This window comes from Pseudanabaena sp. UWO310, from assembly GCF_006861605.1.
Lineage (GTDB): Bacteria > Cyanobacteriota > Cyanobacteriia > Pseudanabaenales > Pseudanabaenaceae > Pseudanabaena.
Genome location: NZ_SELU01000001.1, coordinates 177808 through 198417 on the forward strand (window position 1 = coordinate 177808; position 20610 = coordinate 198417).

At 44.8% G+C, this 20610-nt stretch carries 17 protein-coding genes; 10 read left to right on the forward strand and 7 right to left on the reverse strand.

All coding sequences use genetic code 11. From position 1 onward, the window contains the following. Positions 1 to 35 precede the first annotated feature (35 nt). Entirely contained in the window at positions 36 to 1124 is a 1089-nt protein-coding gene (gcvT, locus tag PseudUWO310_RS00835) for a glycine cleavage system aminomethyltransferase GcvT (protein WP_142598220.1), read from the forward strand. A 127-nt stretch (positions 1125 to 1251) separates the two neighbouring features. Here gcvT and PseudUWO310_RS00840 read toward each other — a convergent pair whose 3' ends face one another. Further along, positions 1252 to 2559, reverse strand: coding sequence for a protein phosphatase 2C domain-containing protein (locus tag PseudUWO310_RS00840; protein WP_190315859.1), 1308 nt, complete (start codon positions 2557 to 2559; stop codon positions 1252 to 1254). Between the two features lie 368 nt (positions 2560 to 2927). On the opposite strand from PseudUWO310_RS00840, the gene fbp reads away from it, so the two are divergent. Further along, the gene (fbp, locus tag PseudUWO310_RS00845) at positions 2928 to 3956 is read left to right on the forward strand and encodes a class 1 fructose-bisphosphatase (RefSeq protein WP_142598224.1); all 1029 of its coding nucleotides are present in this window, start codon (positions 2928 to 2930) and stop codon (positions 3954 to 3956) included. A 196-nt stretch (positions 3957 to 4152) separates the two neighbouring features. On the opposite strand, the gene PseudUWO310_RS00850 is transcribed toward fbp, so the two are convergent. Continuing rightward, on the reverse strand, positions 4153 to 4338 hold the full coding sequence (locus PseudUWO310_RS00850) for a hypothetical protein (RefSeq protein WP_142598226.1): 186 nt from the start codon (positions 4336 to 4338) through the stop codon (positions 4153 to 4155). 442 nt (positions 4339 to 4780) lie between these two features. Between PseudUWO310_RS00850 and PseudUWO310_RS00855 the strand changes: the two genes are divergently transcribed. Both PseudUWO310_RS00855 and PseudUWO310_RS00860 read left to right on the forward strand, forming a co-directional pair. Continuing rightward, positions 4781 to 6100, forward strand: coding sequence for a 3-isopropylmalate dehydratase large subunit (locus tag PseudUWO310_RS00855; RefSeq protein ID WP_142598228.1), 1320 nt, complete (start codon positions 4781 to 4783; stop codon positions 6098 to 6100). A gap of 725 nt (positions 6101 to 6825) precedes the next feature. Then, positions 6826 to 7467 (forward strand): hypothetical protein, encoded by a 642-nt coding sequence (locus tag PseudUWO310_RS00860; RefSeq protein ID WP_142598230.1) that lies wholly within the window; start codon positions 6826 to 6828, stop codon positions 7465 to 7467. Between the two features lie 47 nt (positions 7468 to 7514). Here the strand turns inward: PseudUWO310_RS00860 and PseudUWO310_RS00865 are convergent, their stop codons facing one another. The 3 genes from PseudUWO310_RS00865 to recO all read right to left on the reverse strand — a co-directional run bounded on the left by PseudUWO310_RS00865 (position 7515) and on the right by recO (position 11296). After that, positions 7515 to 8906, reverse strand: a complete 1392-nt coding sequence (locus PseudUWO310_RS00865) for an NAD-dependent malic enzyme (protein ID WP_142598232.1) — start codon at positions 8904 to 8906, stop codon at positions 7515 to 7517. A 108-nt stretch (positions 8907 to 9014) separates the two neighbouring features. Next, entirely contained in the window at positions 9015 to 10397 is a 1383-nt protein-coding gene (locus PseudUWO310_RS00870; protein WP_142598234.1) for an MFS transporter, read from the reverse strand. Next, positions 10394 to 11296, reverse strand: a complete 903-nt coding sequence (recO, locus tag PseudUWO310_RS00875; protein ID WP_142598236.1) for a DNA repair protein RecO — start codon at positions 11294 to 11296, stop codon at positions 10394 to 10396. The genes PseudUWO310_RS00870 and recO overlap by 4 nt, the downstream gene beginning before the upstream one ends. 918 nt (positions 11297 to 12214) lie before the next feature. On the opposite strand from recO, the gene PseudUWO310_RS00880 reads away from it, so the two are divergent. From PseudUWO310_RS00880 to PseudUWO310_RS23175, 6 genes are all read left to right on the forward strand, one after another. Further along, positions 12215 to 12724, forward strand: a complete 510-nt coding sequence (locus tag PseudUWO310_RS00880) for a GAF domain-containing protein (RefSeq protein ID WP_142598239.1) — start codon at positions 12215 to 12217, stop codon at positions 12722 to 12724. Between the two features lie 70 nt (positions 12725 to 12794). Further along, the gene (locus PseudUWO310_RS00885) at positions 12795 to 13667 is read left to right on the forward strand and encodes a neutral zinc metallopeptidase (RefSeq protein WP_142598241.1); all 873 of its coding nucleotides are present in this window, start codon (positions 12795 to 12797) and stop codon (positions 13665 to 13667) included. Between the two features lie 312 nt (positions 13668 to 13979). Then, the gene (trpE, locus tag PseudUWO310_RS00890; protein ID WP_142598243.1) at positions 13980 to 15479 is read left to right on the forward strand and encodes an anthranilate synthase component I; all 1500 of its coding nucleotides are present in this window, start codon (positions 13980 to 13982) and stop codon (positions 15477 to 15479) included. 118 nt (positions 15480 to 15597) lie between these two features. After that, a complete protein-coding gene (bioD, locus tag PseudUWO310_RS00895; protein WP_142598245.1) occupies positions 15598 to 16302 on the forward strand; it encodes a dethiobiotin synthase in 705 nt (234 codons plus the stop codon). A gap of 323 nt (positions 16303 to 16625) precedes the next feature. Beyond that, entirely contained in the window at positions 16626 to 17933 is a 1308-nt protein-coding gene (locus PseudUWO310_RS00900) for a PrsW family glutamic-type intramembrane protease (RefSeq protein WP_142598247.1), read from the forward strand. A gap of 191 nt (positions 17934 to 18124) precedes the next feature. After that, positions 18125 to 19441 carry a phytanoyl-CoA dioxygenase family protein gene (locus PseudUWO310_RS23175; RefSeq protein WP_223805481.1) on the forward strand — a complete coding sequence of 439 codons (1317 nt, stop codon included), beginning with the start codon at positions 18125 to 18127 and terminating at the stop codon, positions 19439 to 19441. Here PseudUWO310_RS23175 and PseudUWO310_RS00915 read toward each other — a convergent pair. Next, positions 19436 to 20353: a histone deacetylase gene (locus PseudUWO310_RS00915; protein WP_142598249.1), complete on the reverse strand. Its 918-nt coding sequence runs from the start codon at positions 20351 to 20353 to the stop codon at positions 19436 to 19438. The genes PseudUWO310_RS23175 and PseudUWO310_RS00915 overlap by 6 nt on opposite strands. After that, positions 20304 to 20585: a hypothetical protein gene (locus PseudUWO310_RS22655; protein ID WP_190315860.1), complete on the reverse strand. Its 282-nt coding sequence runs from the start codon at positions 20583 to 20585 to the stop codon at positions 20304 to 20306. The genes PseudUWO310_RS00915 and PseudUWO310_RS22655 overlap by 50 nt, the downstream gene beginning before the upstream one ends. Between the last annotated feature and the right edge of the window lie 25 nt (positions 20586 to 20610).

The following is a 20610-nucleotide window of genomic DNA, read 5'->3' on the forward strand; positions in this document are numbered from 1 at the left end:
TACATAATATACTTGTAATAAATTTTTAAACACCTATGACTAATTCTCTCAAGCGAACCCCTCTTTACGATCTCCATGTTGCCGCTGGTGCAAGATTGGTGGAATTTGGTGGTTGGGAGATGCCCGTCCAATATAAGGGAATTGTCGCCGAGCATAAGGCTGTGCGATCGCAGGTGGGGATGTTCGATGTGTCCCACATGGGCAAATTGGCGATCTCAGGTAAAGGAGTTCTCGAAACCTTGAATAACCTCGTACCATCCAATTTAGGAAGGGTGAAGGTGGGGCAGGCTTTATATACGGTTTTGCTCAACGATCAGGCGGGAATTATTGACGATGTGATTTTTTATCGCCATGAACCCGATGGCGATCGCGAAAATTGGTCTGTGATTGTCAATGCTTCTACCACCGACAAAGACAAGGCATGGTTACAAGAGCATTTAGGCGATCGCTTAGTCGATAATTCTGCTTCCCAAACCCTGATTGCCGTACAGGGCAAAACTGCGATCGCGACTTTACAGGATCTGATCGCTTCAGATTTGATGAAGTTACCGAGGCTGCGCTTTGGACATACCCACACTGAAGTCCTCGGCGTTCCCAGTTTTGTAGCGCGGACGGGCTATACGGGCGAAGATGGCTGCGAAATCATGACCGATATCGAGACGGGTAAGGCACTTTGGCAAAAACTGCTCGATCTCGGCGTTGCGCCCTGTGGTTTAGGTTGCCGCGACACCTTGCGCCTAGAAGCGGGAATGCATCTTTACGGTCAAGATATGAACGATACAATCACTCCCCTTGAGGCTGATCTAATGTGGATCGTCCATCTCAAGGAAAAGGGAGACTTTATTGGCAGAGCCGTTTTAGAAGATCAGAAACTGAATGGAGTACCTCGCAAGTTAGTTGGTTTAGAATTGGAAGGTCGCAATATTGCCCGTCATGATTATCCAATTCGTTATGAAGGCGAAACCGTTGGCATTGTCACCAGTGGCACGATGTCACCAACCCTAGGTAAAGCGATCGCCTTTGGCTATGTCCCATCCCATCTCGCAAAAAACGGTCAAATTCTCCAAGTTCAAATTCGCGACAAAGAGTTTCCCGCCAAAGTAACTAAGCGCAATTTTCTCTAGGGCTTGAATCCAAGTAGCTCAGATCTCTTGTTTTTCTCTTGTTTTTGCTACTCCCTTCCCACCAAAGAAATAGACATCAAAAACCAAGAATTATTGTTGCGGCGCTTCGCGCCGCAACAATAATTCCTCACTGGGAAGGGAGTAGCTTGCATAGAATTAGAATCGCCGTCAGATTATCATGTCCATTGACATTATTTCCTAACTCCATCAGGTTATCTAAACCTGTTTTTAGATCGATTTCTTCATGGAGAATTGGCAATAAATGCGATCGCCAGTTCTCCTCGATCACATCGTGATCGCACAAACCATCGGAACATAGGAGAAATAGGGTTGATTCTGTTAAAGAGAAAAACTGAATTGATGGTTCTAGACCATCGCTGGGATTTGGTCCTAGGGCTTGCGTCAATTGATGGACATCAGGGCGAGCTAGCGCCTCCTCCAGATCCATCCCCAGATCGAGTAATTGATTGAGAACTTCATGGTCGCGGGTTAGCTGTTCGAGCTGAGCTGAGTCGGAAACGACATCCCCAAGCGCATCTAATTCTGAGAGTTTTTCCGAACCATCAAATTCCACATTGAATACTTTTGGGCTATCGGTCACTTTATAAATACGGCTATCACCAACATGGGCAATTACCACTTCTAGATCGTGAATGGCAAGCATAACCAACGTAGTTCCCATTCTGCCAAGAGAAAGTCGTAGTTCCTCTTCGTTCTTAACAAAAATTGCTTGATTTGCCTTACGAACGATCTCCTTCAGCTTATTTTCTCCAGGTAAGGTATCCATCCAAAAAGGTTGAAACTGTTCGGAGATCGAATTAATCGCGATCGCACTTGCCTCCTCACCGCCATCATGCCCACCCATTCCGTCACACAATACAAATAACCCATGCTGGCTGCGATCGCTCTTTTGGCTTTTACCATGGGCGCTACGGGATTGGAAAATCGCAACAAAGTCATCTTCATTGCGATCGCGTTGCATCCCCGTGTCGGTCTTGCCACCATAAATAATATCCTGCAAGCAGATTGGCAAAGCTTGCCCCGATGCATCTATGACAGGAGCAGTCCTTGCCGAAGTGATAATAGTCGATAAATCCGCACTAATATCTCTGGGTTCTTCCACCTTTAAAGCTAAATCAGACTCTAAACCTATCGATGATTCATCTGTCCCTGCGGCAGTTTCGTTCGCGATTTGCCCCGTAATTTGACCTATGGTTTGAGAAGAAGTCAATTTTTTTACTTGGATTTCTATATCCCCTAACATACTTTCTAAATTTAGAGGCTTGGTGGGGTTAGAAGAAGGCTTAATTGCCTCATCTCCAAGGATATTTAAAGCAATATCTGGCGCAATTTTAGCCGAGACCTTAGTACCACAAGATTGACAAAATTGGTAGCTATCGGGGTTTTCAACCTTACAACTAGGACAGATAATCATCATTATTCCTGTTCTGTGGATAATATAGAGGTTTGCAAATGAGTATGCACTCATTTGCAAACAAAAAATCAATCTCAGTATGGGTTTTGAGTTTTTATTTTACCTACAGCAAAATAAAAACTGCTATAAATCTACATAGTTATCTATGTTACTTATCCATGTTAAATAGCTAGTCATAAGTAAACTTAAAACCTAGAAGAGCGTACCGCCCGCTAAGCGGGCGGTACGCTCTCTGATTTTATTTTTTAATTAGGGTTATCTACTTAGTTATCTATGTTACCCCCTTCTCCGTAAATAAAATGAATGCACCATCATTTGCAAAACACCATAGTTCATAATGGGAGAGAAGAATTAAGGTATTCAAACCGATGACTGATTCTACTAGACTCAATCCCGCCGAAGAAATCGTTCTTGGGCGAGACTTTATGACGCTTTCTCAGCATGTTCTGTCGCAGTTTGGAACGTTTTCGGCTGAAGCATACGATCTAAGCGCATTGATGGGACGGATTGGTTTAGCAGGGAAAACCATTGCTCGCCACCTGAGCCGTGCTGGTTTAGCCGAGAACGTCCTCGGTGTCACAGGTGAGATCAACGTACAGGGCGAAGCAGTCAAAAATATGGATCGCTATGCCAATCGAGTTTTTTTACGCGCTTTTGAACAAAGTGGTTTAGTCTGTCGCCTTGCTTCTGAGGAAATGGAAGAACCCTACTATATTCCTGAGAATTGCCCCATCGGTCGATATACTTTGCTCTACGATCCCATCGATGGCTCTAGCAATATCGATGTTAATTTAGCGATCGGCTCCATTTTCTCTATTCGCCAACAGGAGGGAAACGATGAATCGGGAGAGGCTCTAGATTTACTCCAATCAGGACGCAAGCAGATTGGAGCGGGATATATTCTCTACGGAACGAGCACGATGCTTGTATATTCCCTCGGGAAAGGGGTTCACGCATTTACTCTCGATCCTAGTATCGGTGAATTCATTCTTTTTCAAGAGAATATCCATATTCCTGCCAATGGTTCTATTTATAGTGTCAATGAAGGGAACTTCTGGCAATGGGAAGAGCCAATGCGTGAATATGTCCGCTACATTCATCGCCAAGCGGGGAATACCGCCCGTTATTCTGGAGCGCTTGTTGCCGATATTCATCGAATTCTCTTTCAAGGGGGTGTATTTCTCTATCCAGGCATGGTCGGGCATGAAGATGGTAAATTACGACTACTCTACGAGTCTGCGCCGCTAGCCTTCCTAATCGAACAGGCTGGTGGTCGAGCCACTACAGGCACTCAAGACATTCTTGATGTAATTCCCAAAAAATTGCACAGTCGCACACCTTTATTTATCGGCAGTTCCGAAAACGTCAAAGTAGTAGAGTCCTTTTTAAACCCATAAATTTTAACTAATGTGAGTGAGAAGTCCCGCACTCTATCCGTTTACAGGGATGAGTGGCGGGATGAAAACGAATCAGAAAACAAGTTAAGCGACAGTGAATCCATGATAAAAAAGAACTAAGCGGAGTTGAAAAGAGTAGCCGTGGTGGGCGAACTTTCCGTTGTATAAAGGCTAGACACCACCTATTAGTTTTACACTAATAGCCCCAATATCCCGCTAAGCCGTAAAAGAGCTTATGGATGGGTGAAGTAAATAACTCTACTCCTTGGGACACAGGGAGTCTGCCTCGAAGATAGGAAACTATCTTGCCAGTTAGTACCACTACGGAGTGAGTAAAACCTGCGGAGGGAGGATAAGTCCAGATTAGAGATGGCTCTAACAAGGCTCTCCCAGTAAAAGAGGAAGCCCATACTCTATTTTTTTGTTTACAGAAAAAATGAGTGTCGGGTATGTCACACCCATAAAATCAATAGCGATCGCCTAATACCAATTTCCAAAATGGCTGCGCCATTTTGTGAAGTGAAAAAGAGGCTAGGTGCTGAAATGCCCATTTCATGACAACCAAAAAGTAAAAATACTTCGATCACGCTTTAACTGCTATGGCAACAGTCACTTGACTTAGGATAAATCAAACCCCAAGAATTGGCTGGAGGCGCTTCGCGCCTCCAGCCAATTCTTGGGGTTCATGCCCTAGTAAACTTGGCGACAGCTATATCTTGATTTTAATCGATGAGCGATTTCCAATCTCAGACTATAATTTGATTTAACATCAGATTTACAAAAATCGCGTAGGAATCAATATCTACATCAAGGACATCACAATTATGGGAATGACACTCACCGAAAAGATTTTGGCAAAAGCGTCAGGCAAAAACCACGTTAGCCCAGGCGAAAACATTTGGGTGAATGCTGACCTGCTGATGACCCATGATGTCTGTGGTCCAGGCACAATCGGTATTTTTAAAAAAGAATTCGGCGAAGATGCCAAGGTTTGGGACAGAGAAAAACTTGTCTTGATCCCCGATCATTACATTTTCACTAAAGATGCCAGAGCAAACCGCAATGTTGACATCTTGCGGGACTTTGCCAGAGAGCAAGATATTAAATATTTTTACGATATTACCGACCTGTCGGACTTTAAAGCAAACCCAGACTATAAGGGCGTATGCCATGTTGCCCTTGCTCAAGAAGGACATACTAGACCTGGAGAAGTGCTATTTGGAACCGATTCGCATACTTGCAATGCAGGAGCCTTCGGACAATTTGCTACTGGCATTGGTAATACTGATGCCGCCTTTGTCCTCGGCACGGGTAAGTTATTGGTAAAAGTCCCTGCTTCGATGAAGTTTGTCTTTGATGGCGAGATGCCAAAGCACCTCTTAGCTAAGGATTTAATTTTGCATGTAATTGGCGATATTAGTGTCAGTGGTGCAAACTATCGGGCTTTACAGATTGAAGGTGAAGCGATCGCCAAAATGACGATGGAAGAACGGATGACAATCTGTAACATGGCGATCGAGGCTGGCGGTAAAAATGCGGTGATTGCCCCTGACCAAACCACCTTTGACTATGTGCGATCGCGCACCAATAAGCCCTTTGAATCCCTCTATGCCGATGCTGATGCGGAGTATTACTATGTCAAGCATTACGATGTCTCCAAGCTTGAACCCGTAGTTGCCAAGCCCCACTCACCCGACAATCGCGCCTTAGTTCGTGAAGTGCAAGACGTTAAGATCGATCGCGTTTACATTGGTTCTTGCACGGGTGGTAAAACCGAAGACTTCTACCACGCAGCGCAGTTACTCAAAGGTCAGCAAGTGAAGGTTCCCACCTATCTTGTCCCTGCAACCCAAAAGGTTTATAACGATCTCTTTAGTTTGAAGATCGATGGTCTGACACTCTCAGAAATCTTTTTACAGTCTGGTTGCATTGAACCTGCGTCACCTTCCTGTGCGGCTTGCTTGGGGGGACCTCAGGATACCTTTGGCAGGGTCAATGAGGCTGAAGTCTGCGTCTCCACCACAAATAGGAACTTTCCAGGCAGAATGGGCAACAAACAAGCGCAGATTTATCTCGCGTCGCCCTACACAGCGGCGGCTTCAGCCTTAACAGGACATATCACCGATCCCCGTGATTTTATGTAAATTAAAAACCAAAACCTAGAAGAGTGTACCGCCCGCTACGCGGGCGGTACGCTCTTCTAGGTTTTAAGTTTAGGTATGCCTAGCTACTTACCAATTCACTGAAGTGAGACAACACTTCAGTGAATTAAAAAACAAACCCAGTAAGATTTTGAGATTCCAAAAATGGCGTTGCCATTTTGGGAATTGGTATAAGTAGCTGGGCATAATTAAAACCCAGAATCAAAAACTGTAGCGCACGCGCAGCGTGCGCTACAGTTTTTTGGATTTTATATTTAATTGCGCCTAGCTACTTAGCTATAAGTGCAAATTGCATTAAACATTTGCAAAATCTTACTTATGTCTGGTTTGAATGCAACAAATGGTAGTCTCATATTTATATTTAAGTAAGTGGGCTTAATTAAACCCTAAAACCTGCGGCACACGCGCAGCGTACGCCGCAGGTTTTAGATCTGGATTTTTATGCCCAGCTACTTATACCAAATCACAAAATGGCTATGCCATTTTGTGATTTTAAAACTCTTACTGGGTTTGGGTTTCAATTGCCAAAAGTGTAGCTACACTTTTGGCAATCGGTATTATATGGTGTAGATGAATGAAGCTTTACGCCATACATCTATATCGTAAGCAATACCCAATACCAAGGCTATTGGTTGAATTATCATAATTTTGTCTAGAGTTTAAGGCCTCATGACTATATATGTTCAGATTTTATAAGTACAAAAAGGTTGATTCATACAAAAGTTGTCGAATGCTACAGCTCGCAGGGATATGAGGTTATTCGCCAGCCTCACGCTCATCAGCTACCATTCAATTTAAACGCCTATAGCCCTGATTTACTGGTCAAAATATCGGAGAGTCAAGGGCTGATCGTGGCAATTAAAGATAGGGCAAATAACTTGGAAGTTGCCCATTATCGCACTCTTGCCCAAAGAGTTGCCGAGCATAGTGGTTGGCGATTTTTGCTGATCACGGGCGAAGATGCCACCCCGATCGCCGAAGAAGATATCGCTGATGATAAATTGACCCGATCGCAGATTTTGCATCGTAAAGAACGGATTGCCAAATTAATCTCGATCGGAGAGCATGAGCCTGCTTTCCTATCCCTATGGATATTTGCGGAAGTCCTCATGCGAAGACATGCGAGACAAGCTTTGATCCCGATCGATCGCTTGCCAACGATCTTGATGATTCACCACCTTTACGATCAGTCGGAGATCTCCATCGACCAATTTGAGAGAGCGATCGCCTTAAATGAGATCAGAAATCGAGTTGCCCACGGATTTCCCGTTAAATCGATCAATCTCAATGAGGCGATCGAAAAACTGCTCAATCTCGTGGACGAATTTATTGCTATGGAAAAACCCTAAGGGCAAGCATAGTTTGCTGACCTTAGGGTTGGCTCTAGTTAGACAATCTAGGCGTTAGCAATACCCTGTTGACGCGCTACGGCATGAACAGCCGCCGCCACGGCATGGGATACGCGGGGATCGAATACTGAGGGAATAATAAAGTCAGGAGCAAGATCACTACTGCTGACGAGGGAGGCGATCGCTTGAGCAGCCCCTAAATTCATCTGCGTAGTGATCTTGGTGACTCTGGCATCAAGGGCTCCTCGGAAGATTCCGGGGAAAGCCAGCACATTATTAATTTGATTGGCATAGTCACTGCGACCTGTGGCAATTACAGCTACATCATTTTCCACAAGTTCGGGTTGAATCTCAGGATTGGGATTTGCCATCGCAAAGACAATCGGAGCCGTACCCATACTTCTCACCATCTCAGGGGTGAGCGCACCCTTCACGCTCAAACCAATAAACATATCAGCACCCTTGATGACATCAGCCAGAGAGCCCGCAGTTTCACTGACAAATTCTAATTTCTCCGCCGTAAGATCGGTGCGATCTTTACTAATGCATCCTTTGGAGTCACACATGGCGATACGCTTTACACCTGCCTCACGCAGCAGCCGAGCCACGGCAATTCCCGAGGCTCCAGCACCATTCATCACAATGCGAACGGTATCGATGGGTTTACCGACAACTTTGAGAGCGTTAATTGTGGCAGCCACCACCACCACTGCCGTGCCATGTTGATCGTCATGATAGACGGGAATATCCAATTCTTCCTTGAGGCGCTTTTCGATTTCAAAGCAACGAGGAGCGCTAATATCTTCCAGATTTACGCCACCAAAGGCAGGTGCAATCCGTTTTACAGTCTCGACGATTTCATCGACATCTTTGGTATTCAAACAGATGGGGAATGCATCTAGTCCCGCGAATTGTTTGAAGAGCATCGCCTTGCCTTCCATCACGGGCATGGCAGCTTCAGGACCAATGTCGCCTAGTCCTAAAACCGCCGTACCATCGGTAACTACGGCAATTGTGTTGCACTTGATGGTGTAGTCATAAACTTTGCGCTTGTCTTCGGCGATCGCCATACATACGCGACCAACTCCTGGGGTATAGACCATCGCCAGATCGTCTTGACCTTTGACGGCAACCTTGGATTCAAGATGGATCTTGCCACCTTTGTGAATTTGGAACGTGCGATCGTAAACATCCAAAACGCGAATTTCGGGGACTGCCTTCACGACGGCAATCAATTTATCCATATGCTCCGCGCTGTAAGCATTTACCGTAATATCACGGACAGAAATTTTGCGCGTCTGTTGGATCAGGTCGATCTGTCCTAGGTTCCCCCCTGCTTCAGCCAGAGCGCTGATAACAGAAGACAGCATTCCTGCGCGGTTGAGGAGTTGCACGCGAATGGTCAAGCTAAAGCTGGGATTAGGTGTTAGTTGTTGCATCGTGAGGAGTAATTAGTTGCATAGCATCAGGTCGAGACTGACTCTATGCAATGTTACCTGATTGTTTGCTAGTATTGAGTTACAAATCACACGATTTTAATTAAGCCTTTACTGCTCGACTAGTTGGCGAGCGATATACCATGTGAGCAGCCCCGTCGCCAACGCGATCGCACTGAGTCCAAAAATTACCTTCTGCAAACCAAAATAGGATTCGGCAATGCCCGCCACCGATAGGGGCAAGCTCAAGGCAATATTCACAGCATTATTCTGCAAACCAAAGACCTTGCCGCGCACATCCTCTGGAGTTTCCTCTTGAATGACAGTCTGCATAGGAATCACGCATAAACCTGCAAAAATCCCCGTTCCTGCGATCGCCACTAGCCCCAAACCAAAGCGATCGCTAAACACAGCTAACATCCCCAAGAAAGCACACATCCCTAACGAACCAATCAGAGCGAGGGTTTGCCGACTACAGCGATCGCCCAGTTTGGCAACAATCCCCGCTCCGATTGCCATACCTAAACTCGCCACAGCCAATAAAAATCCAAATTGCTCCGACTTAATTTCAGGCATGACTTCGGCGAGACGCACCGCTAAAACCGTTAGAGCCGCAATAATTGAAAAAGTACAAATTAACTGGATCAGAGCCGATAGTGAAGTTTTTTTATGCTTGAGATATTGCAAGCCTTCCTTAATATCATTCCAAAGATGAAAACTATCACGGTGCAGATCTTCTTTAGTTTCACCCGTTTTCAACAGGATCAGAATCAGCCCTGCTATTAAATAACTACCACCTACGAGGATTTCTTGACCGATTTTGGGTAAGAGATGATCGGACAGGGCTAACAAAGGTTCGCCGAGAGCGAAGCCCAGAATTAGAGCCGCCATAATTGTCGTAGTGTAGAGAGAGTTGGCTGCTAATAATTTAGGCTTCTCGACCACCAAGGTGATCGCGGACTGTTCGGCAGGGGTAAAGAATTGTGTGAAGGTAGACACCAGAAACGTAATACATAATAATCCCCAAAAACCCGTTGGCGCACCCCAAGGCAAAAAACTGTTTTTTGTAACCCAGAGCAGAAGGGGAATACTCAGAACTAAAGCGCCCCGCAGAATATTTGAACTGACTAAAACTGTTTTCTTATTCCAGCGATCGACATATACACCAGCGATCGAGCCAAATAAAATGGCAGGAATTGTAAATGAAACCATCACTGCGGAGACCCAACCGCTAATCGTTTCGCCTTCATGCTGAAATTGTGTAGAAACGATCGCAATGACCAATACTAAAAATATTTTGTCGGCAATCTGGGAAAAGACCTGCCCGCTCCATAGTGACAAAAAATTAGGGTTGCGAAGAACAGATTGGGAATCGAGCGGCAATTCAGGGTTTGCTACGGCATCTGGTTCGCCTTTATGGTGATGCGTCTCAGGATGGTGGGAATCAGGAACTTCTGGCAGATTTGGTGTAGGGGGATCGAATAAATGGGTCATATGTTAAAAAAACAGTTGTCAATCAGTGCTGAAGACTGGATTGGTCTATCAAAATGATACTGTGCATAGGCTCGTAACAGTCTCTCAACTACGAGCCAATCCTTTTGGGGTATTTCTAAAATATTATCCGCTAAATCAGTTTGTGCGAGTTCTTGGATCGCCAGCAATTCCGAGGCTGTAAGATAATGGCTGACACGGTTGTAGATAGACTCTAGCATTAATCCCTCACCTCTCTCTTGGTGATTATCAAGGCGATCACCTTGGTTCGGATTACCGCCACTACCAATATCAGTAATGCCAATATTGCTACCAAGATCGCTACTATCGGAGTCTAGATAATCTAGATCGACGACACCTCCTCCAACCATACTAAATCCTGCTTTCCATTTCGGTACTCCACGCTTAGCGATCACGGATACTTGGGTAATGCAACAATTATGCACCTGCGGGGCAAATCCTGCGATCGCCAGTAAATGATAGATGCCATGGTTTAGACATGCCAAAACATGCCGATCTTCGGCCGTTTGAATCCGATCCAAATGTTCGACAAGTAACAAGAAAAGTTCTTCTTGAGGCTGGGCGGATAAAGCCTGCATCAGAGCAAGCTCCGATAGGTACTGGGCGGCAGTGAGTTTCGCCAGAGTTTTCCCCAAGCCCACAAAAGATTGCAACACTTCGGCATTTTTAATGCGCTCCATATTGCGCCCCACCGAGATCTGTAAGTCATTGACGACAAACAGCCCCGATCGCCCTGCCATGGAAGAGCGATGCTTACGCGCTCCTGCGGCTATGGCTCTAATCAAACCATGCTCCTTAGTGAGGATCGTCAATAGGCGATCGTTTTCTCCCAAGGGCATCCCCTTAAGGTTAATTCCTGTGGCGCGATATTCTTTAGGCAATTTGAAACTCTAATGGCAAGAAGTAGCAGAAATTAACTAGAAATTAACTAAAAATAACTAATTAGCTGGGCATAATTAAACCCCAGAATCAAAAGCTGTAGCGCACGCTGCGCGTGCGCTACAGCTTTTGGGATTTTACATTTAATTGCGCCTAGCTACTTACATATTATGCGATAGCCAAATAAGTTAAGACATAAAACCCAGAAGAGTGTTGCGGCGCGAAGCGCCGCAACACTCTTCTGGGTTTTGTTTTTGTCCTAACATAACTGGCTACTGCTATACCAATTCACTGAGGTGAACCAACACTTCAATAAATTCCCCAAAGAGGGTTGCCGCGCTTCGCGCAGCAACCCTCTTTGGGGCTTTAATACAAGACTGGCGGTAGCTATAAAAACCAAACCCAGTAAGGTTTTGAGATTTCCAAAATGGCTACGCCATTTTGGAAATTGGTATTAAATTTGGTAGCAGAAATAAGTAGGAATGCTTAATTACATGCAGGATGAACTATTACAATGTAAAGGAGCATTTAATGTGGGAATAATGCGCTAAAAGAGCTAAATCGGCTTCATAATAGCTTTATCGTAAAACTTGATAACTCTATGTATCCCCATCAAGTTTAAAATCAAGTTTGAGATCAAGTTTTGGATCAAGTTTTGGATCAAGTTTAAAATTAAAAATAGTTCGTAGTTAACGCAACGTCGTAAGTGCTTGTGCAAAATAAATTACCAAAACCCATAAAGTTGCGCCCCTACGGGGCGCAACTTTATGGGTTTTGGTTTGTAATGAATTATGCCTAGCTACTTACGAGAGCGATCGCTAATTTCCATCCCTCAAGTCTCGCCTTCAAATCTAGTCCCCAAATCTAGTCCCCAAATCTAGTCCCCAAATTTCACAGATTTAGTCTTTTATCTATTGGCAATGATGAATCCTTTTAAGCGCGGTTTGAGCGAAGTTTTATCGCGAATTACCAATAAACTACAACAAGACTCTGTTGTAAATATTACGCTTCACGAACTAAGAGATCTGCTCAGCGTCGATCGCGTAGTTCTCTACTATTTCTACAAGCAATGGCAAGGACAAGTAACTTTTGAAGCAATAAGCGATCACAAATATTCGATAATTGGCTCGACAGGTCCCGATGACTGTTTCAATGTTGACTATGCACTACTCTATTTAGCTGGACGGATCCATTCTATCGACGATATTGAGAAGGCAAATATTAGCGACTGTCATCGAGATTTTTTACGCGGTTTACTGGTGCGATCGAACTTAGTTGCCCCCGTACTATCTAAAGGGAAATTATGGGGGTTACTGGTCGCCCATCAATGCCACGATCTGCGATCTTGGCAACCCACAGATATCGAAGCAATCCGCAAATACTCTGACGATCTGGCAACTGCCCCCTCTATCCGCGACTACACAAATTAGCAAAAAAACTCTCCAGACTCTGAAAGGCGTTATATTCACAACCATAAATTTGGCACAGAGGATCGACAATATGAAATGGGATGAAATGCGCGAGAGCGATAATGTTGAAGATGAGCGGGGTGGTTCCTCTGGCTCTAATTCATCAATGGGAACTTTGGGCGGGCTAGGAGCTGGAGGAATCGCGATCGCGATCATTGCTGGGCTTGTTTTCAAAGTCGATCCCACACAATTGCTAGGGTTCCTATCGGGAAGCAAAAATGCACCTGCACCTCAAGGGCTAGTCAAACAGCCCACAAAAGACCGCGATTCGTCCTTTGTCAAATCTGTATTGGGTGACACCGAAGATACTTGGGGAAAAATCTTTAAACAGCAATTACAAACGACTTATCAACCACCTAAGTTGGTTTTATTTGACGGTTCTGTCAATTCGGCATGTGGATCAGCCAAAACTTCGGCGGGACCTTTTTACTGCCCTGCGGATAAGAAAGTGTACTTAGATATGGGTTTCTTTAAATATCTAGAGGCTACGGCAGGTAATGATGCCGACTTCGCTAGAGCCTATGCGATCGCCCACGAGGTCGGACACCATATCCAAAATCTGCGCGGAACTTCGAGTATGGTCAGGCAATTAAAATCAAGTAGCAGCAAGGTTAAAGCTAACGAGCTATCGGTACGGCAGGAACTTCAAGCGGATTGTTATGCTGGCATTTGGGGGCATTCTACGGCTCAGCGCGGATTGATTACCGATAAGGATGTGACTAAGGCTCTCGACACTGCTACCCAGATTGGGGATGACTATTTGCAAAGACAATCAAAAAGCGGTCATGTAGTACCCGAATCTTTTACCCACGGAACTTCCCAACAACGGGTAACTTGGTTTAAACGCGGACTCGATTCAGGGAACATCAATCAATGCGACACCTTTAATAACAATCAACTCTAAAGTCAACTCTAAAATATAAGTAATACCAAGTTAAGAAATGGCTACGCCATTTCTTAACTTAAAAACCCTTACTAGTTTTAGTTTTATAGCTATATTCACTTAAGTCAGGACATCAAACCCAATAGAGAGTGGCGGCGCGAAGCGCCGCCACTCTCTATTGGGTTTGGGTTTGAGCGCAAAGCGCTGTATCAAGAATGCCAAGACAACATCAGAGCGCAATCAGGACAAACTTATGGCTTTTTGTTAAGCAGTGCTGAAAACCACGATAAGATCCTAGTTAGTTGCAACAATTTATTTAGAAATTCCGATCGCATGATTTTCCCCGCGTATTCTGACTTTATTCAGCTTGCCGAACAGGGCAACTTTGTACCTGTGTACATGGAACTGGTTGCAGATCTCGATACGCCTGTGTCGGCTTGGTATCGAGTATGTCAAGGTCAACCCTACAGCTTTTTATTGGAGTCAGTTGAGGGTGGGGAGAGACTGGGACGCTATAGCTTATTGGGTTGTGACCCTCTTTGGGTATTAGAAGCAAGGGGCGATCGCACCACCCAGACCTTTCGGGATGGCAAGGTAATCGAGTTTATTGGCAATCCTTTTCAACATTTGCATAATTGCCTTGCGCCGATTCATCCCGTGCATTTGCCCCAGCTACCGCCGAGCTTGGGAGGACTATTCGGTTATTGGGGGTACGAGTTAATTAATTGGATTGAGCCGAAAGTACCTATATATCCTTGCCAAGAAGGAGATACGCCCGATGGGGTCTGGATGCAAGTAGATAACCTGCTGGTGTTCGATCAGGTCAAACGCAAAATTTGGGCGATCGCCTATGCCGATATGAGTAACGGCAAAGATGCGGAGACTGCCTATAGTTCGGCTTGCGATCGCTTAAAGGTGCTGGTAGATAAACTGCGATCGCCTCTAGATCGTCAAAAAACAGCCATTACTTGGACAAATCCCCGACTGCAACCACCCGTCAGCTACACGAGCAATGTCACCCGCGAAAAATTCTGTCAATCCGTGGAATTGGGCAAAGAACATATTAAGGCTGGCGATATTTTCCAAGTCGTACTTTCGCAGAGATTAACAACGGAATTTAAAGGCGAACCCTTTAGCTTGTATCGCTCTTTGCGGGTGGTCAATCCTTCACCCTATATGGCCTTCTTTAACTTTAAGGATTGGCAACTAATTGGCTCTAGTCCAGAAATCATGGTTAAAGCTGAAGTCATCGATGGAGTCTCGCGCACTGTCTTGCGCCCCATCGCTGGCACGCGCCCTAGGGGTACGACGGCGAAAGAAGATGCGGAACTCGCCAAAGAATTGCTTGCCGATCCTAAGGAAATTGCCGAGCATGTGATGCTGGTGGATTTGGGACGCAACGATCTCGGTCGCGTTTGCAAAAGTGGTACGGTGAAGGTCGATGAGTTAATGTCGATCGAGCTGTATTCCCATGTCATGCATATTGTCAGCAATGTCATTGGTGAAATCCGTCCCGAAAAAAATGCTTGGGATTTACTTCAAGCCTGCTTCCCCGCAGGCACGGTCAGCGGCGCACCGAAAATTCGAGCGATGGATATCATCCATAACTTAGAAGGCGATCGCCGAGGTGTCTATGCAGGAGCCTATGGTTATTATGACTTTGAGGGGCAACTAAACACGGCGATCACCATTCGGACGATCGTGACGCGGGATGGAACCGCTAGCGTACAGGCAGGTGCGGGCATAGTTGCCGATTCCGACCCTGAGAAGGAATATCAAGAGACTCTCAATAAAGCCAAAGGTATGTTGGAGTCGTTGCGCTGTTTAGGCTAATTAGGATAAAAAAACAAAACCAGAGAGCGTACCGCCCGCGTCGCGGGCGGTACGCTCTCTGGTTTTAAGTTCACCTTAGCTACTTAGAACTCACCAAAATTTTATCGAGTATTCCATAATGACGAAACCTTTATTGATTGTTGGGAGCGATACGGGGGTGGGGAAGACCGTTTTAACAGCGGCTTTAGCCGCCTATTGGTTGACCTATCGCGATCGCCCTGCATCCCCAAATGAACCGAGTACATCCCTCGGTATTTATAAACCCTTGCAGTCGGGAGAGGGCGATCGCGAATTCTATCATCACACCTTCTCACTCTCGCAAACCCTTGATGAAATTACGCCTTTGTATTTTGAAACCCCGATCGCTCCAGCGATCGCGGCTCATAAAGAAGGTAAAGCGATCGATCTAGCCCTAATTTGGCAGCATTTTCTCAAACTGCAACAACAAAAGGAATGCTTGCTAGTGGAATCTATGGGCGGACTCGGTTCGCCAATTACCGATGAATATATCGTGGCAGATTTGGCGCGAGACTGGGCGTTAGAAGTCATTCTCGTCGTGCCAGTACGCTTAGGCGCGATCTCCCAAGCGATCGCCAATGTGGCTTTAGCCCGTATGGAAAAGGTGAAGCTGAGGGGGATTATCCTCAGTTGCTCGCAAGTCTATTCGGAGGAAGAGCTTGAGGAATTGGCTCCGCCACAGATGATTTCTCGGCTTGCTTCTACTCCAGTACTGGGAATTCTGCCCTATGTCAAGGATTTGCGCGATATTTCACAATTAGCCCTTGCGGCTTCAGAGCTAGACATTGAAAGAATTCTAATTTAAAAGAATTCTAATTTAGTAAATGCGATCGCTACAGGATTCTCTTTAAGGGGTTGAGTACATTTACGGCAATTTCCGATCGAACGAACCACGAGAAATTTTTTGAAAGTGTTGCTTTGCAACACTTTCAAAAAATTTCTCGGTTTGGATTTGAGCGTAAAGCGCTGCCAAAAACAAAAGTGCATACCGCCCGCAATGCGGGCGGTATGCACTTCTAGCTTTCTGGTTTATTCTTCCCAGCCAAGAAATAGCTGTGCGGGGCGAAGCCCCGCACAGCTATTTCTTGGCTGGGAAGGCAGTAACTACTTAATGATATAAATGAAGCTATGAACGATCGCCTTATTTCAACTGCTTTTCTCAGGCAAATTTCTAATGGTCGCCTAGATCGCGATGAAATTGTGGCGACCTTAGGCGATCGCTCGGTGACATTAGGAAGAGATCCTAGTTGTGAAGTAGCGATCGATATCAATATCTATGGTGCTGTGTCACGCCGCCATGCCGAGATTCGCGCCATCTTTGCCGAATCACCCCAAGATTCTAGACAGCAGGTTGAAGGTTGGGAAATCTACGATCTTGATAGTGCCAATGGCACATTTATCAACAATCGCCGCCTATATGGTGGTTGTCCACTACAACATGGCGATCGCATTCAACTAACCAAAGATGGACCCCAATTTTTATTTGAGTTAGCAACCCCTGTCACCAGTTTAGAGTCTGGTTTGAGACAGCGCCCCCAATCTCAAATTACGAGCATTACCTTCACCAAACTCTTACCAATTTTTTCAACGGGCAACGACCTGTGGAAACAGGACTATCTCCTGCCTGGAATTACGACGGTGGGCTTTGTCGTCATGATGTTTGCTTTTTTGGGACAAACACAGCTATTTAATCTGACGATTTCGCTATATATCAGCCTTGCTGCCTATTATTTTGTCTATCAACTTTGTGGCAAAAAGAAACCTTGGTGGATCATTTTAGGCGCAGCACTGTTAACTGTCTTCATTCTTAGAAGCCCAATTTTAAATATTTTTCTATGGTTCTTTTATCAGGTCTTGCCAGGAGCTACGCCAAAGGGTCAGGTTAGCTTTATCAGCGTTTTAATCGCGATGTTTTTTGGAGCGGGATTGATGGAAGAATTAATCAAATCTTTGCCCGTATTTATTCTCTGGTTTGTGGGTCTATGGCGCGGAAAAAAATGGCGATCGCGGGTGGGAATTAGCGAACCATTAGATGGCATTTTAATTGGTGCTGCTTCAGCGATCGGGTTTACATTAACGGAAACCCTTGGGCTATACGTACCCAATATCGTTCAAAGCATTACAACGCAGGCAGGAAGTACGGAAATTGCCGAACTGACGGGTTTACAATTGCTAATTCCCCGCGTGCTGGGCTCGGTGGCTGGGCATATGGCATATAGCGGTTATTTCGGCTATTTCATCGGACTGAGCATTATGAAGCCTTCTCTCCGTTGGCAAATTCTCACGATTGGATATCTCAGTTCTGCTTTTCTTCATGCCCTTTGGAATACGAGTGCCTTAGTAAGTTTTTGGCTATTAGCGATAGTGGGCGGTATTTCCTATGCGTTTCTAGTAGCAGCAATTCTCAAGGCACATAGTTTTTCTTCAAAGGTTTAGTAAACACCAAAGATGAGTGGCGGCGCGGAGCGCCGCCACTCATCATATTTACTTTGAAAAGTCATCTCTAATATGTTCCTGAATTAAGTACCTCAGCATAATTAAAATCCAGATCTAAAACCTGCGGCGCGTGCGCCGCAGGTTTTAGGGTTTTATATTTGATTAAGCCCACTTACTTAGAACTAGTAAATATGAATCACCTTGATGAACTGAAAGAAAAAATTACCGTTGAGGGTTTCGCTATAGTCGATCGCATTTTTACAGACTCAGAGATTGACAGCTTACTTCAAGTTATTTCGCAGGTAGACAAACCAAATTCTAATATCCGTAAGACAGTCAATCTATTTGCAATCAGACAATTTTTTAAGGAAGTACCTAAATCTATTGAGATTGTTTTTAACGATCGCCTCCAATCTTTGATTTCAGACTTATTAGGAGATGAGTATTTTGTTGTCAAGTCTCTGTATTTTGACAAACCCCAAGGCTCAAACTGGTTTGTATCTTACCATCAGGATTTAACCATTTCCGTAGACAAGAAGATTGATATTGCAGGATTTACAGCATGGACGGTCAAACAGAATCAATTCTCTGTTCAACCACCAGTGGAAATATTACAAGATAACTTTACGATTCGCATCCATCTCGATGATACCGATGAATTCAATGGAGCTTTAAAAGTCATCCCCAAATCCCATCACCAAAGCATTTATAATCCTGAAAGCATGAATTTGAGGACTGAGAATGAAGAAATTTGTAGGCTAAAAAAAGGTGGTATTATGCTTATGAAGCCATTACTTCTTCATTCATCGAGCAAGACGACAAATAATCATCAACGTCGAGTCATCCATATAGAATTTAGTAGAAGTCCTCTCCCAAATAGCTTGAATTGGTCAGAATTTATGATTTTCCAAGCACCAGCAAAATCAATAGAATTAGACAAACTCCCTAAAGAGACGAAAGAACAGCACTTTGTTTTTCCGAATCGTTACTCATGGAAAGAATTTAAGACGCTTTCTGCTTTAATCGGTGATTCGCGTAATATCCATCTTAATTATCTTGACGGGCTTATCGAGATTATGACTACATCTGCTGCCCATGAAATCATCGTGCATTTACTCTCGATGTTATTGGGAATTTACTTTGCAGAAAAGGATATTGATTTTATGCCGACAGGTAGCGCCACTCTAGAATCAGAAGCTAAAGGCGCAAGTGTTGAGCCAGATTTATCTTTTTGCTTTGGTAATAAAGTTGGCGATCGCGATTTAGCAATTGAGGTGATTTTTACGAGTGGAAATATAGCAAAGCTAGAACGTTACCGTCGCTTTCATACAAAAGAGGTTTGGTTTTGGGAAGATGGCAAGTTTTTGCTATATCGGTTGCGCGACAATGACTATGAGACAATCGCCCAGAGCGAATGTTTGCCTAATCTCGATTTAGCTTTGCTTGCCCGTTGTTTATTGATGGCTGAACCAAAATCTGCACTCAAAGCATTTCGCCAAGCACTATAGACGGTATTGTCGATACACATCACTCGCGGAGCGATGCAAGAGGGAATGTCGATAAACTAGCGATCGCATGTCTTCACAATAACCACCACCGATCACGCAGCCAACAGGAAAACCTTGAGAAATACAAGTACTCAAGACCTGCATATCGCGCCGATAGAGTCCTGCATCGGTGAGGGCTAATTTGCCCAAGCGATCGCCTATGTGCGGATCTACTCCCGCATCGTAAAGCACTAAGTCGGGCTGAAATTCGGTTAATAAATCTGGTAAATAATTGGCAAGAGTGCGTAAATATTCATCATCTTCCATGCCTTCGCGCAGAGGCACATCACGATCACTAATTTGTTTGATCGATGGAAAATTAATCTGGCAGTGCATTGAGAAAGTAAACACATTTGGCTCATCCTGAAAAATAAGAGCCGTGCCATCGCCTTGATGGACATCCAGATCCACGATCAGGATTTTTTTGACCAACCCTTCTTTTAGCAATACTCGCGAGGCGATCGCAAGATCATTAAATATACAAAATCCTGAACCATAGCTAGGAAAAGCATGATGAGTTCCTCCTGCGGTATTGCAAGCTAAGCCATGGGCTAAGGCTAGCCGTGCTGTTAATAATGTGCCACCTACTGCGATTCTGGTGCGATAGGCAAGCTCTGGACTCCAAGGTAATCCGATCCTGCGCTGAGCTTTAGGATCAAGATTTCCTGTCCAATATGCGTCCACATATTCGCGATCATGCACTAGGGCGATCGCCTCCAAGTCTGGTAACTCTGGGCGAAAAAACTGCTCGGACTGCGCCACCCCATCGGTCAGCAGCATCTCGTAAAGCAAGCGAAACTTCTCCATCGGGAACCGATTGGTATTAGCGATCGGTGCGACATAATTCGGATGATATGCGATCGGTAAGTCCATTAAAAAGCTTTGATTCCAATAAAACAAATATAGCGATCGCATTTCCGAGTTTGTGGTCTGCCCAGTATAAGGTTTTATACTGAATCCCCTTGCCCGCCCTCATCAAATAGAATCTCAACACATGGTAGTACGCCATAATGGTGAATTGTGCTGATGTAAACGTTCTGGGCTTATTTGTGCTTTTAGGAGTCGAACCCATTAGCGCTGCCCCTAGCACTGCCAGAACCGACATTGCCCCGTCGGAAGGGTTGTGTTCG